Below are 13,850 nucleotides of genomic sequence, written 5' to 3'. Positions count from 1 at the left end.
GCGTGGGGTTCGTCGAACGCCACGGACTGTGGACGGCCGAGCAGACGGCCGCCGCCGAGGAGATCCGCTCCCGCGCCGAGAGCGGCGGGCTGAAGGTCGTACGGGTGGTCTTCGCCGACCAGCACGGGCTGCTGCGCGGCAAGACCGTCACCGCCGGCGAGGTGGCCAACGTGCTCCGGGACGGGACCGGCATCGCCTCGTCCCTGCTGGCCAAGGACACCTCGGGCCGGACCGTGTTCCCGCTGTTCACCAAGGAGACGCCGCTCGGTCTGCCCGAACTGCGCGGAGCCGCGGACATGGTGATGGTGCCCGATCCGCTCACGTTCCGCATGCTGCCCTGGTCGCCGGGGACCGGCTGGCTGCTGTGCGACCTGCGCTTCACCTCCGGCGCGGCGGTCCCGCTGTGCACCCGGGGCCTGCTGCGCTCCGTGCTGGGGCAGGCGGGCGGGGTCACCTACCGCACCGGTCTGGAGGTGGAGTTCCACCTGTTCCGGCTCGACGATCCGCGCCTGGGCTCCGCCGACCTCGGGCAGCCCGGCGCCGCACCCGAGGTCGGCATGCTCAACCACGGCTACCAGTACCTGAGCGAACTGCGTTACGACGAACTCGACCCGGTCCTCGATGTGCTGCGCGCCGGAATCGAGGGGCTGGGACTGCCGCTGCGCAGTCTGGAGGTCGAGTTCGGCCCGAGCCAGGTGGAGATCACGCTGCAACCGGCCGACGGGCTGGGCACCGCGGACGCGATGGTGCTGCTGCGCGGCGCCGTCAAGCAGATCGCCGCGCGCCACGGTCATCACGCCACCTTCATGTGCCGCCCCCAGCTGCCCGGAGTGTTCTCCAGCGGGTGGCACCTGCACCAGAGCGTGCTGCGCGACGGGGTCGGCCTTTTCGCAGCCGAGCCGGGGACGGCCGCAACCGACGGGCCCCGTCTCTCCCCCTACGGCGCGGCCTTCCTCGGCGGCCTGCTGCGGCACGCCCGTGCCACCACCGCCTTCTCCACGCCCACCCTCAACGGCTACAAACGGTTCCGCTCGCAGTCGCTGGCGCCCGACCGTGCGGTGTGGGGCCGCGACAACCGGGGCGCGATGGTGCGTGTCCTGGGTGACGGCCCGTCATCGACTCGCCTGGAGAACCGGATCGGCGAGCCCGCCGCCAATCCCTACCTCTATCTGGCCTCCCAGCTGGCCGCCGGCCTGGAGGGAGTCGCGGGCGGTCTGGACCCGGGACCGGCCGCCGACGAGCCGTACGCCGCGCGGGCCGAACCGCTCCCGCGCTCACTGGGCGAGGCACTGGACGCGCTGGATTCCGACCGCGTGTTCGCCGACCGCCTCGGCAAGGACTTCGTGGCGTACTACAGCAGCGTCAAGCGCGCCGAGATCGCCCGCTTCGGCCAAGAGGTGACCGACTGGGAACAGCGGGAGTACTTCCGTGTCTTCTGAAACCCTCCTGGTCCAGCAGGCGCGCTGGATCGCCCGGGACGTGCTGGAGCTGCGCCTGACCCGGCCGACGGGCGGCACGGTACCGCCCTGGGAACCCGGAGCCCATGTGGACGTCACACTCCCTTCGGGGCTGCGGCGCTCCTACTCCCTGTGCGGTGACGTCACCGACCGCTCGGCGTGGACGATCGCCGTGCACCGGGAGCCGGACGGCCGTGGCGGCTCCCGCGAGATCCACGAAACGGCTCTCGTGGGAAGGGAGTTGACGGTCGACGGGCCGGCCAACCGCTTTCCGCTGGTCCCCGCCGCGGGCTATCTGTTCCTGGCGGGCGGCGTCGGAGTGACCCCGTTGCTGCCCATGGCCCGCGAGCTGGCGGCCGGTGAGCTGCCCTGGCGGCTGGTGCTGGGCGCCCGGGACCGCTCGCGCCTCGCCTACGCGGAAGAACTCACCGCGCTCGGCGGGGACCGGGTCCTGCTGGTCCCCCAGGACGAGGCGGGCCTGCCCGACCTGGCCGCGGAAATCGGCGCGGCCCCGCCGGATCACGTCGTGTACGCCTGCGGTCCGGCGCCGATGCTGGACGCGGTGACCGCGCTGTGCCGAACCGCCGTACCGGAGCGGCCCGTTCACGTGGAGCGGTTCGCCGCCTCGGCCGCCGGGCCCGAAGCCGCCCGCCCGGACGGGGACTTCGACGTCGTACTGGGCCGGTCCGGCCTGCGGCTGACGGTGCCCGCGCACCGGTCGGTGCTCGACGTCGTACGGGAGCGGCAGCCGGAGGTTCCCTACTCGTGCGAGGAGGGCTACTGCGGCAGCTGCGAGACACCGGTGCTGGCCGGGTCGCCGGACCATCGCGACACGGTGATCGAGCCGTCGGAGCGCGCCACCGCCACGACGATGATGATCTGCGTCAGCCGTTCCGCCTCACCGGTCCTCGAACTGGACCTCTGAGAACCCCCACACAAGGAGGAAACCATGCCCCCACGGCCCGGAGTGCGGCGCGTGCTGCCGCTCCTGCTCGGCTGGGAGGAACTGCCCAAGTCGGTGTCGGTGCACGGCGCCCCCCGCGACGAACGCGTCCGCGAGCCCGTGCCGGGGATCCTGCTGGAGTGCGAGGACGGCTGGCTGCTGCTGGACACGGGCTTCAACACCGCCCTGCTCCGGGATCCCGCCCTGCGGCGGCGCTTCTACCCCTCCCCCTCCTACCAGCCGGAACTGCCCGGTCCGGGCGAGCCCCTGGAGGAGGCGCTGGCCGCCGTGGGCGTCGCCCTCGGGGAGGTCACGGCGGTCGCCGTCAGTCATCTGCACGCCGACCACGCGGGCGGGCTCAAGCACTTCGCCGGCCGGGTGCCGGTGCACATCCAGCGGGCCGAACTGGCCTACGGGCTGTCGGGGCGGCCCGAGGTGGAACGCAACACGATCTTCCGGGTGGACTTCGACGACCCACGCATCGACTGGCGGCAGGCGGACGGCGACACCGAGATCGCGCCGGGGGTCACGGCGGTGCTGACCGCCGGGCACACCCCGGGCCACCAGAGTTTCGTGGTGGACCTCGCCGGGGGCGGCGGCTACGTGTTCGCCTTCGACGCGGCCGACCTCACCGAGAACATCACCGGCGAGCATCCGGTCGGCGCGGCCATCGGGGTGCCTCCGGAGGCGACCGTGGCGCCCATCCGGCGCCTCAAGCACCTGGCGCGGGAGAGGGGTTACGAACTGGTCCCCGGCCATGACCCCGCCGTCTGGCCGGAGTTGATCGGAAGGCTGACCGGCCGGTAGGAGCGTCGGCGGGCGCGGACACGCCCGCCGACGAAGGACACCTAACCCCGGCGCAGCCGGAGTGTCACCAGTTCGAAGGGGCGCAGGCGCAGGGAGATCCGGTTGCCCCCTGCTTCGACCGGCTGTGGGGCGAGGGGGCGTTCCAGCAGGTCGGTGGCGGTGGCGTCGGTGATGTCGAAGCCCGCGGTGAGGGTGGCGCGGGTGCGGGCGCCGTGGGCCTCGTGGAGACGGACCACCACGTCGCCGCTGCCGTCGTCGGCGAGTTTGACGGCCGTCACGACGACCTGGTCCCGGTCGACGGCGATCAGCGGAGCGACCTCCCGGGCGCCGTCGACCGTGCGTGCGGGCAGGTTGATCCGCCACCCCTCGCGCACCGCGTCGCCGATCGTCGCGCCCGGCACCAGCGCGTGCCGGAAGCGGTGGACGCCCTGGTCGGTCTCGGGGTCGGGGAAGCGCGGGGCGCGCAGGAGGGAGACCCGGAGGGTGGTGGTCGTTCCGCCGTCGGCGCCGGGGGCGTCGCGGACCGTGCGGGTCACGTCGTGGCCGTAGGTCGAGTCGTTGACGACCGCGACGCCCCATCCCGGTTCCCCCAGGTGGACGAAGCGGTGGTTGCAGGCCTCGAACCGGGCTGCCTCCCAGCTGGTGTTGGTGTGGGTGGGCCGGTGGAAGTGCCCGAACTGGGTCTCGGACGCGTACCGTTCGGCGTGCACGTCGAGGGGGAAGGCGAGCTTGAGGAACTTCTCCGTCTCGTGCCAGTCGACCACTGTGTCGATCACCAGCCGCCGCTCCCCCGGCGGCAGCGACAGCACCTGGACGGCCCGGGACGCGCCGAAGGACCGTACGATCCGCACCGACGCGCCGTCCTCGCCCGCGGTGACCTCCTCGGCGTCGGTGAGGTCGGTGACGGTGTTGCGGTAGAACTCGTCGACGTCCCACGCGTCCCACATGTTCGGGAAGTCGGGGTGGAGTTGGAGGAGGTTGGCGGTCCGGCCGGGGGCGACGGTCTCACGGTCGGCCTCGATGTCGTAGGCCGACACGACGAGTCCACGGGCGTCGATCTCGACGCGCAGCAGTCCGTTGTCCAGGAGGTGGCCGCCGTCCGGGCGGGCGGTGAGGGTCGTACGGCCCTGCGCGGCGGGGGTGTTGGCGCCGCCGGCGGGGACGCCGTCACGCGTGTGCGGGGCGGCGTTGAAGACGAGAGGGGTGGTGCCCTCTCCGGCCAGGGAGCGCTGGGCCGCCTCGATGATCGCCGTCAGTTCGGCGGCCAGCCGGGCGTAGGTCGCGCGGGCCTCGCGGTGCACCCAGGCGATGGAGGAGCCGGGCAGGATGTCGTGGAACTGGTGGAGCAGCACCGTCTTCCAGATGCGGTCCAACTCCTCGTAGGGGTACGGGAATCCGGTGCGCACCGCGGCCGTCGCGGCCCAGAGTTCGGCCTCGCGCAGGAGGTGTTCGCTGCGGCGGTTGCCCTGCTTGGTGCCGGCCTGGCTGGTCAGGGTGGCGCGGTGGAGTTCCAGGTAGAGCTCGCCGACCCAGACCGGTGGCTCGGGGTGTTCGGCGTGGGCCTTGGCGAAGAAGGCGGCCGGGGTCTCCCAGGTGACGGTGGCGGAGCCTTCGAGGTCGCGGAGCCTGGCCGCCTTGGCGATCATCTCGCGGGTGGTGCCGCCTCCGCCGTCGCCCCAGCCGGTGGGGGCGAGGGAGTGGCGGGCGACGCCCTTGTCCTTGAAGTTGCGGGCCGCGTGGGCGATCTCGCTGCCCTTCATGGAGCAGTTGTAGGTGTCGACGGGCGGGAAGTGCGTGAAGATCCGGGTGCCGTCGATGCCCTCCCAACGGAAGGTGTGGTGGGGGAACTTGTTCGTCCGGGACCACGAGATCTTCTGTGTCAGCAGGTACTTGGAGCCCGCCGCCCTGATGATCTGCGGCAGTCCGGCGGCGAAGCCGAAGGTGTCGGGCAGCCAGGCCTCGTCGTTCTCGACGCCGAACTCGTCGAGGAAGAACCGTTTGCCGTGCACGAACTGACGGGCCATCGCCTCCGAGCCCGGCATGTTGGTGTCCGACTCCACCCACATGCCGCCCGCGGGTACGAACCGCCCGTCCGCCACCGCCTTCTTCACCCGCGCCCACACCTCGGGCCGGTGCTCCTTGACCCATGCCCACTGCTGGGCCTGCGACATGGCGAAGACGAAGTCGGGCTCGTCCTCCAGGAGGGCGGTCATGTTGGCGGTGGTGCGCGCCACCTTGCGGACCGTCTCGCGCAGCGGCCACAGCCAGGCCGAGTCGATGTGGGCGTGGCCGACCGCGCTGACGCGGTGCGCGGAGGGGACGGCGGGTGCGGCGAGGACACCGGCGAGCAGGTCCCGGGCGCGCGCCGCCGTGCCGTTCACGTCCTGGAGGTCGATCGCGTCGAGGGCCTTCTCCACCGCGCGCAGGATGTCCCAGCGGCGGTCGGACTCCACCGGCAGCTCGGCCATCAGCTCGCCGAGCACCTCCAGGTCCAGGACGAGCTGCCACACGGTCTCGTCGAAGACGGCGAGGTCCATGCGGGTGAGTGTGTACTGCGGTGCGCTGCCGGCTGTCTCCTTGTCGCCCAACCGGGTGGGCAGGAAGGGGTGGTAGTCGAGGATGACGGGGTTGGAGGCGGCCTCGATGTGCAGGCGCACCTCCTCGCCGCCCTCGACGGGTGCGCCGACGCGGACCCACTGGTTGCGCGGGTTGAGGCCCTTCACCGGGGTGCCGTCGGGCCGGTAGACCAGGCCCTCGCACTGGAAGCCGGGCATGTTCTCGTCGAAACCGAGGTCGAGCAGCGCCTCGACGGTCCGGCCGGCCCAGTCCTCCGGGACCGTGCCGGTGACGCGGAACCAGCTGGTCCCCCAGGGAGCACCCCAGCGGGCGCCCACCTCGATCGGCCCGGGCTCGGCCGCGAGTCCCTCGGCGACGGGCACGGGCTCGCCGGGTGCGTGCCACACGCTCACGTCCAACGGCAAGGACTCCGGGTACACGGCCGGACGGATGCGCTCGTCGAGGACGCGCTTGAGGCGGGCTTCGACCAGGTTGCGGTCGTCATGCATGGGGGGTGCTCCAAGGCTGGGGGACGGTTTACCAGGGGTGGGTCACGGTGGCGGGGTCCGACGCTGTGTACAGCTCCCCCACGGCACGCAGTTCGAACCGTGCCGTCTGCTCGCCCTGCTCCGGCGTCAGGCCCGCGAGGAAGTAGGCCGCCTGGCAGGTGCCGCCGAGGAAGCGCCGGGTGCCGTCGGGCAGCACACGGTGCAGGGTGTGGTGCCGTACGCCGTCCGGGGAGGCGTCCCAGGCGAGGCGCAGGTCGCCTCCGGAGGCTGCGGTGATCCGCAGGCCGGAGGGGGTGGCGGGGGTGGCGGCCTCGTTCCGTACGGCGAGCGCGCCGAGGCGCCACCGCACCGGGCCCTCGGTCGCGGTGAGCCGGACACCGAGCGCGTGGATCGTTCCGGAGAGCCCGGTGAGCGTCACGGTCGAGGTCTGCCAGCCGTCGCCGCCCGCGTCGAGCGGCAGATAGGTGTACGGCGGTGTCGCCCCCGGCGTTCCCGGTTCCGCGGTGGCCACGGCCAGCTCGACGGTCACGCCGCCCGCGTCGGTCCGGTGGGTCAGCTCGACGACCGTGCCTTCGGTGAGCGGCAGTCGGGTCGCGTAGAGGTCAAGGACCGCAGGCCGGTCCAGGGCGCCGGACACCAGCACGCTGCTGCCGCCGTGCCACGCGTCGGCGAAGTCGAAGGCCACGGTCGGCCGGGTCCCGTCGGTGCGTACCGCCCACTGCCGGGACGGCAGCCGGTCCTGGAGTCCGAGGTGGTTCCACGGGGTGTCGGACGTGACCGTCCCGTCCTCGTACCAGCGCAGTCCGTGTCCGGTGTTGAAGACGCTCGCGAAGGGCAGGGCGGTCACCGTGGACCGGTCGGCCACCGACACGGCGGGCGCTCGCCAGGTGTCCGTGCCGTCCGGCTTGGACGGGTCGAGTGAGCGGCCGGTCCAGAACCGGTCGTCGGCCGCGTGGAAGTCGCTGGGTGCCCTGCCGCCCGAGGGGAGGTGGTTGCGTGTCCACTCGGGCCGGTAGAAGCCCAGGGACGCGATGTGCGCCCTGTTCGTGGGCACGATCGCGTCCCAGTTCACGGACCTGTTCGAGCCGCTCGCCTCCACGTCGACGCCCGCCCACAACTCGTAGCGGCTGCGGCCGAGTTGCTCGGCCCGTGTCCCGGAGGAGACGAGGGTGCTCGCCGACCAGCGGAAGTCCACGAACATGTCGTCGGCCGTCTGGAAGAACGCCTGGTTCTGGGTGTTGAGGGCGCCCTGCCAGCTCACCGTGCCGTTCACGGTCATCGAGTCGTACCAGGTGACCCGCTGTCCCCGGGCCGCGGCGAGCGACTTCAGCTCGGTCAGGAAGCCCAGCATGTCGGTGCCGAGGGCGGTGTTGCCGCCGCTGGTCTCGGCGTTGACGAACCAGCCGTCGAAGCCGTACGCGGCGGCGACGGCGACTAGTTGCGCGGCGAGCGGGAAGTGGCCGCTGGTGTCCTTCTGGACCAGGTCGCGGGTCCACTGGAGCTGTCCGCCGTAGGCGACGGGCGGCAGGAAGATGTTGCCGAGGACGGGTACCCCGTGCCGGTGGGCCGCGTCGACGATCGGCGCGTTCGGGGCGAGGATCAGGCCCTCGCCGGACGACCCGCCCCAGAAGACCAGTTCGTCGATGTAGGCCCAGTGGGTGAACGCGTAGTAGTCGGCGGTGGCCGATCCCTGGGAGGGGTTGACGGAGGTGGGTCCGAAGGAGACCAGGGACTGGATACGGGCTTGGCCGGAGCGGGCGGTGGAGTTCGCCGGCGTCGGGGTGAAGCGGGGCGCGAGCGGCACGGACGCCGCGTTGAAGGCGAGGTCGGTGTCGCCGGCGGCGGTCCAGCTCTTCAGGCCGCGCCAGGTGATGCCGGTGCCGGGGGTGCCCGAGGGCAGGGAGTCCGGGTACCAGTAGGCGGCGTACGGCGCGGGTGCCGAGGCGGCGGCGGTCGCGGTCCGGGCCGGTAACAGGGCGGCGGCGCCGGCCGCTCCGGCGGCGAGCAGGACGGTGCGTCTGGTGGGGTTCACGAGCGGGTGCCTCCTTGGAGTACGTCTTCGGGAGTGACGACTTCGGTGATGCCGCGCGCGCCGAGGTGGTCCTTGTCGTCGGCGTGCGTGTCGAGGAGCGTGGTGGGGCGGGCGCCGTCGGCGGTCAGCCGGAAGAAGGCGTCGTAGACGGCTCCGCCGGGGGCGCAGACCGAGCGGACGGAGGGGTCGGCGGGGACGACGAGCGCGGTGGTGCGCGGCGCGGGGGCCGCCCAGGGCTCGGCCGCCGCGCGGGCCAGCGCCCGGGCGGTGTCCTTGGGCTCGCGGTCGTTGGTCAGCAGGCCCAGCCCGTACTCCAGTTCCGGGAAGTCCGCGAGGTCCCGGGACACGTCGTGGGAGCACCACCAGGTGATGCCCCACAGGTCGGGGCAGTCCAGGGCGTTGCGTACGGTCGCCTCGGTGAAGGCGGCGGCGTGCTCGGCCGGGACGAGCGGCGCGGGTGCGCCGACCTCCTGGAGCCAGACGGGACGGTGCGGATCCTGGGCCCACGCCTTGCTCAGCTCGACGAGGTAGGCGGCGTGGTGCTCGGCCGGGACGGAGGTACGGCCGTGGCGCTGGGCGGTGCCGTTGAAGACCCAGGAGTGCACGGCGGTGACCGCGCCGAGGCGGGCGGCCTGGGCCGGGACGAACGGCATGTCGTCCTGGTACCAGGTCGCGTCGTACTCGGCGTGCAGGTGCGGCTTGCCCGGCGCGCCCTCCTCGCAGGCGGCGAGCATGCGCTCGAGCCAGGCGTCGATCTCCGCGACGGTCGCCCGGTCGGGGTCGGGATGCGGCCCGGCGGAGAACTGGTTGACCTCGTTGCCGAGGGTCATGCCGAGGAAGTTGGGCCGGTCGGCGAGGGCGGCGGCGAGCGTGCGCAGATAGGCGGCCTGGCCGTCCAGTACGTCCGGGTCGGTGAAGAGGTTGCGCCGGTGCCAGGTGCGGGTCCAGGCGGGGAGGAAGTCGAAGCTGCTCAAGTGTCCTTGGAGACCGTCCACGTTGACGTCGAGTCCCCGCTCCCCGGCGGCGTCGACGAGCGCGCGGAGCTGTTCGACGGCGCGGGGCCGGATCAGGGTGCGGTTGGGCTGGAAGTACGGCCACAGCGGGAAGACCCGGATGTGGTCCAGGCCCAGGGCGGCGATGGAGTCGAGGTCGGCGCGTACGGAGTCCGGGTCGAAGTCCAGCCAGTGGTGGAACCACCCTTCGCTCGGGGTGTAGTTGACGCCGAAGCGCACGGCAGGAGGCATGCGGTGTCCCTTGCACTGAGTGGGGGTGTCAGCCCTTGACCGCTCCCTCGCCGACCCCGCGGAAGAAGTACCGCTGGAGACAGGCGAAGAGGGCGATGAGCGGTGCCACGGCGATGACGGTGCCGGCGGCGACGAGCCGTTCGTCGTTGGCGAAGGTGCCGTGCAGGTAGTTGAGGCCGATGGTCAGGGTGAACTTGGACGGGTCGCTGAGCACGATGAGCGGCCACAGGAAGTCGTCCCAGGCTCCCATGAAGGCGAAGATCGCGACCACGGCGACCGTGCCCTTCACCGAGGGCAGCGCGATCCGCAGGAACCGCTGCCAGACGTTGGCCCCGTCGACGAAGGCCGCCTCCTCGATCTCGTAGGGCAGGTTGAGGAAGGCGTTGCGCATCAGCAGGACGTTCATGGCGCCGATGCAGCCAGGCAGGACGACGCCGATGAGGGTGTTGTTGAGGCCGAGTTCCCGCATGGTGGTGAACTGGGCGATGATGATGCCCTCGACCGGCACCAGCATGGCGAGCGCGAAGGCGAGCGTCGCCACCCTGCGGCCCCGGTAGCGCAGCCGGGCGAGCGCGTAGCCGGCGAGGGCCGAACCGACGCAGTTGGTCACGACGTTGGCGGTGGCGACCTTGAGCGAGTTGAAGGCGTAGTCCCACACGGGGATGGTGTCGGCGACCCGCTCGTAGTTGTGCACGGTGGGGTGCGCGGGCAGGAAGCTCGGCGGGGAGCTGTAGATGTCCTCGGTGGGGCTCTTGAGCGAGGTGGACAGCTGCCATACGAAGGGGCCCACGGTCAGGGCGAGCACCGCGAGCAACAGCAGGTAGCGCAGGGCGAGTTCCCAGGGCCGTATGCGGCGGCCGTGCTCATCGGTGATCCGCGGTTCGTCCATCACGGGGGCGGGCCGTGCCTTCTCCAGGACGCTCATGTCCCGTCCCTCCGGTCGGCCCGCAGCACGAGCAGCATCAGCGCGACGGTGACGGCGAAGACGACCACGGAGAGGGCGGAGGCGTAGCCGACGCGGCCGGTCAGACCGGTGCCGGTGCGCTGGACGAGCATCACCAGCGTGGTGTCCTCACCGGCCGGTCCCCCGCTCGGGCCCGCCATCAGGTACACCTCGGAGAACACCTTGAACGCGGCGACGGAGGACAGCGCCCCGACCAGGACCATGGTGGAGCGGACCGCGGGCACGGTGACGGTCAGGAAGCGGCGTACCGCGCCCGCGCCGTCCACCGCCGCGGCCTCGTGCAGCTCGCGCGGCACACCGGCCAGCGCGGCCAGGTAGATGATCATGTAGTACCCGAGGCCCTTCCACACCGTGACCGCCATCGCGCTCAGCAGGAGCAGCCACTGGTCGCTGAGGAAGCCGACGCGGCCGACGCCGACCGTCTCCAACAGCGAGTTGACCAGGCCGCGTTCGTCGAGCAGCCAGACCCAGATGAGTCCGACGACGACGATCGAGGCGACGACCGGGGTGTAGAAGGCGGACCGGAAGAAGGTGATGCCGGGGATGTTCTTCTGCACCAGGAGGGCGAGCAGCAGCGGCAGCACCACGAGGGCGGGGACGACTCCGAGGACGTAGAGCGTGCTGTTGCGCAGTCCGATCCAGAACATGTCGTCGTGGAGCATCTCGCGGAAGTTGGCGAGGCCGACGAACTCCCCGGGGATCAGGGTGCGGCGGTCCGTGAAGGAGTTCGCCACCGTGGACAGGAACGGGTAGAGCACGAAGGCGCCGGCGACGAGCAGACCAGGGGCGGCGAACAGCCAGGGACTGACGGGCAGTTGGCGGCGCACTTTCGAGAGGGTGGCCATCGGTTCAGCCCTGCTGCTTCAGCAGCGTGTCGCACTCCTTGACAGCGTTGTCGAGAGCTTCCTCCGGGCTCTGCTTACCCTGCAGCGCCTTGGCGACCTCGTTGCGCAGCGCGGTCTTCATCTGCTCGCTGAACAGCACGGGTGTGTAGTTGACGGCGTTCTTCAGGGACTTGGCGGCGGCGATCCGGACGCGGGTCTCGTCGGTGCCGTCCTCCTTGGTGAAGTACGGGTCGTCCAGCGAACCGGCGGTGCTCGGGAAGATGGCGACCTGCTTCGCGAACGACATCTGGTGCTCGGCGTCGGTCACGTAGTGCGCGAAGGCGACGGCGGCGGGCTTCCGCTTGCTCTGGGCGTTCACCATCACGCCCATCACATACATGTTGACGTGGCCGGTGCTGGTGATCTGGTCGGTGATGCCGATGTTCTTGTAGAGGTTCGGCGCCTGCTTCTTGAAGTTGTCCAGGTCGAGGGCGCTGCCGGGGTTCATGGCGACGGCCCCGGTGAGGAACTTCTTGCCGGAGGACTCCGGGGTCGCGGTCAGCGCCTGCGGGTCCAGGGCCTTGGCGTCGTACAACTCCTTGTACTTGGTGAGGAGTTCGACACCCTTCGCGTCGTTGAAGGCGAAGGCGGTGCCCTCGCCGTTCATGAGGGGGACGCCGTAGCGGCCGAAGTCCTCGATCGTGGGCACGTTGGCCAGCGTGGCGACCTTCCCGTCGCTCTTCCGCGCCAACTCCAGGGCGTCGGCGAAGAGTTCGTCGTACGTCTTCGGCGGCTGCTCGGGGTCGAGTCCGGCCTCCTGGAACCCTGACATGCCCGGTATCCGGTGGCTGGCCCAGGCCCCGTCCAGGTACTCCTTCCCGTACTGGCCGGCGGCCTTGTCGAGGTCGAGGGCGAGCCCGGCCTTGGCGAGGGGGGCGACGAGGTCGGGCGAGACGTTGACGACGTCCGGGAGGGTACCGCCGGCCGCGTCCGCGCTGATCTTGTCGGCGTAGCCCTCGGCGGGCTGGTCGATCCACTTCACGTCGGTGCCCGGGTACTTCTTCTCGAAGTCGGCGATCACACCCTCGAAGTAGGACTTGAAGTTGGCGCGCAGGTTCCAGGTCTGGAAGGTGATGTCGCCCTCGACCTTGCCCGAGGCGTCGGCCGAGCCACCGTCGCCGCCGCCGGAACCGCAGGCACTCAGCGGGAGGACGAAACAGACGGCAGCGGCGGCGAGGGCTCTGCGGGAAATAGGCACGGTGAAACTGCCTCCCTTGCGGTGGAGTTGGCCAACGACGCAGACCTTGCACGGCGGTTGACATGCCCGTCAATGGCGCATGCGAAGCTAATTTCATTAGTTGCTTATGCGCATTAGGCCTGTTGAGCTGAAGCGCATTAGTGCATACTGTCCGGGAATTGTCGCGGGAATGGGGAAGAACGCCTTGCCAGGTAAGCGGTCACCGGCGCGACGGCCCACCATGCAGGACATCGCGCAGCGCGCCGGGGTCTCGCAGAGCGCGGTCTCGTTCGCGCTGAACGGGCGTCCGGGGGTCTCGGAGGTCACCCGGGAGCGGGTGCGCCGGGTCGCCGAGGAGCTGGGATGGCGGCCCAGTACGGCGGCCCGCGCACTGTCCGGGGAGGGCGCGGCCACGGTCGGCCTGGTACTGGCCCGTCCTGCGCACACGCTGGGCGTGGACTCGTTCTTCCTCCAGCTCGTCTCGGGGATCCAGGAGGTGCTGGCGGAGCGTCATCTCGGACTGCTGTTCCAGATCGGGCGGGACGTGCGGGACGAGTGCGCGGTGTACCGGCGCTGGTGGGCCGAGCACCGGGTGGACGGCGTCCTGGTCGTCGACCCGTGCACCGACGACCCGCGGCCCGAGCTGCTCGACGAACTCGGCCTGCCCGCGGTGGTGATCGGCGGCGCGCCCGACGAGCGCCACCCGGGGCTGTCGTCGGTGTGGGCGGACGACGCGGGGGCCATGGCGTCGGTGGTGGACGAGCTGTACGCGCTCGGGCACCGGCGGATCGTGCACATCGCCGGGCTGCCGGACCTCGCGCACACCCAGCGCCGGATCCGTACCCTGCGCGCCGAGGCGGAGCGGCGCGGGCTGACGGAGGTGCAGTCGGTGCCGACCGACTACTCGGACGCGCAGGGCGCGGCGGTCACGCGCCGGGTCCTGGGCTCCGCCGCGCCCCCGACCGCGCTCATCTACGACAACGACGTGATGGCGCTCGCCGGAGTCGCCGCGGCGGCCGAACTGGGCTTCGCGGTACCGGCCGACGTGTCGGTGGTGTCCTGGGAGGACTCGGCGCTGTGCCGCATGGTCAAGCCGTGGCTGTCCGCGTTGTCCCGGGACAGCGTGGAGTTCGGGCGGACGGCGGCGCGGGAGCTGATGGCGCTGCTCGACGGGGGCCCGGCGGGGACGGTACGGGTGCCGGTGCCGGGGCTGATCCTGCGGGGCAGCACGGGGGCGACACGGGAGACTGCGGACGCGCGCCGGACGCCGGAGTGAG

The 13,850-nt window shown here is 71.5% G+C and carries 10 protein-coding genes; 4 read left to right on the top strand and 6 right to left on the bottom strand.

Annotated elements, in window-relative coordinates; all coding sequences use genetic code 11:
• The first annotated feature begins 2 nt into the window (after positions 1 to 2).
• The 3 genes from ACFPIH_RS31380 to ACFPIH_RS31370 are packed head-to-tail and all read left to right on the top strand — an operon-like array spanning position 3 to position 3,207.
• A complete protein-coding gene (locus tag ACFPIH_RS31380; protein WP_381175908.1) occupies positions 3 to 1,439 on the top strand; it encodes a glutamine synthetase family protein in 1,437 nt (478 codons plus the stop codon).
• Complete coding sequence (locus ACFPIH_RS31375) at positions 1,429 to 2,382, top strand: PDR/VanB family oxidoreductase (protein WP_381175905.1); 954 nt, start codon at positions 1,429 to 1,431, stop codon at positions 2,380 to 2,382. The genes ACFPIH_RS31380 and ACFPIH_RS31375 overlap by 11 nt, the downstream gene beginning before the upstream one ends.
• A 24-nt stretch (positions 2,383 to 2,406) precedes the next feature.
• Complete coding sequence (locus ACFPIH_RS31370) at positions 2,407 to 3,207, top strand: N-acyl homoserine lactonase family protein (protein ID WP_381175902.1); 801 nt, start codon at positions 2,407 to 2,409, stop codon at positions 3,205 to 3,207.
• A 41-nt stretch (positions 3,208 to 3,248) separates the two neighbouring features.
• Here ACFPIH_RS31370 and ACFPIH_RS31365 read toward each other — a convergent pair whose 3' ends face one another.
• The 6 genes from ACFPIH_RS31365 to ACFPIH_RS31340 are packed head-to-tail and all read right to left on the bottom strand — an operon-like array spanning position 3,249 to position 12,594.
• On the bottom strand, positions 3,249 to 6,272 hold the full coding sequence (locus tag ACFPIH_RS31365) for an alpha-mannosidase (protein WP_381175900.1): 3,024 nt from the start codon (positions 6,270 to 6,272) through the stop codon (positions 3,249 to 3,251).
• A gap of 28 nt (positions 6,273 to 6,300) precedes the next feature.
• Positions 6,301 to 8,304: an endo-beta-N-acetylglucosaminidase gene (locus ACFPIH_RS31360; RefSeq protein ID WP_381175897.1), complete on the bottom strand. Its 2,004-nt coding sequence runs from the start codon at positions 8,302 to 8,304 to the stop codon at positions 6,301 to 6,303.
• Positions 8,301 to 9,548, bottom strand: coding sequence for a glycoside hydrolase 5 family protein (locus ACFPIH_RS31355; protein ID WP_381175894.1), 1,248 nt, complete (start codon positions 9,546 to 9,548; stop codon positions 8,301 to 8,303). The genes ACFPIH_RS31360 and ACFPIH_RS31355 overlap by 4 nt, the downstream gene beginning before the upstream one ends.
• 28 nt (positions 9,549 to 9,576) lie before the next feature.
• Positions 9,577 to 10,473 (bottom strand): carbohydrate ABC transporter permease, encoded by an 897-nt coding sequence (locus tag ACFPIH_RS31350; protein ID WP_381175891.1) that lies wholly within the window; start codon positions 10,471 to 10,473, stop codon positions 9,577 to 9,579.
• Complete coding sequence (locus ACFPIH_RS31345; protein ID WP_381175888.1) at positions 10,470 to 11,357, bottom strand: carbohydrate ABC transporter permease; 888 nt, start codon at positions 11,355 to 11,357, stop codon at positions 10,470 to 10,472. Before ACFPIH_RS31345 ends, ACFPIH_RS31350 begins: the two co-directional genes overlap by 4 nt.
• 4 nt (positions 11,358 to 11,361) lie before the next feature.
• Positions 11,362 to 12,594 (bottom strand): ABC transporter substrate-binding protein, encoded by a 1,233-nt coding sequence (locus ACFPIH_RS31340; protein WP_381175885.1) that lies wholly within the window; start codon positions 12,592 to 12,594, stop codon positions 11,362 to 11,364.
• A gap of 184 nt (positions 12,595 to 12,778) precedes the next feature.
• On the opposite strand from ACFPIH_RS31340, the gene ACFPIH_RS31335 reads away from it, so the two are divergent.
• Positions 12,779 to 13,849 carry a LacI family DNA-binding transcriptional regulator gene (locus tag ACFPIH_RS31335; RefSeq protein WP_381176135.1) on the top strand — a complete coding sequence of 357 codons (1,071 nt, stop codon included), beginning with the start codon at positions 12,779 to 12,781 and terminating at the stop codon, positions 13,847 to 13,849.
• The last annotated feature ends 1 nt before the right edge of the window (position 13,850 follow it).

It is taken from the genome of Streptomyces vulcanius (assembly GCF_042653945.1).
In the GTDB taxonomy this organism is placed as follows: Bacteria; Actinomycetota; Actinomycetes; order Streptomycetales; family Streptomycetaceae; genus Streptomyces; species Streptomyces mangrovi.
This window is presented reverse-complemented; position numbering and strand designations above follow the sequence as displayed.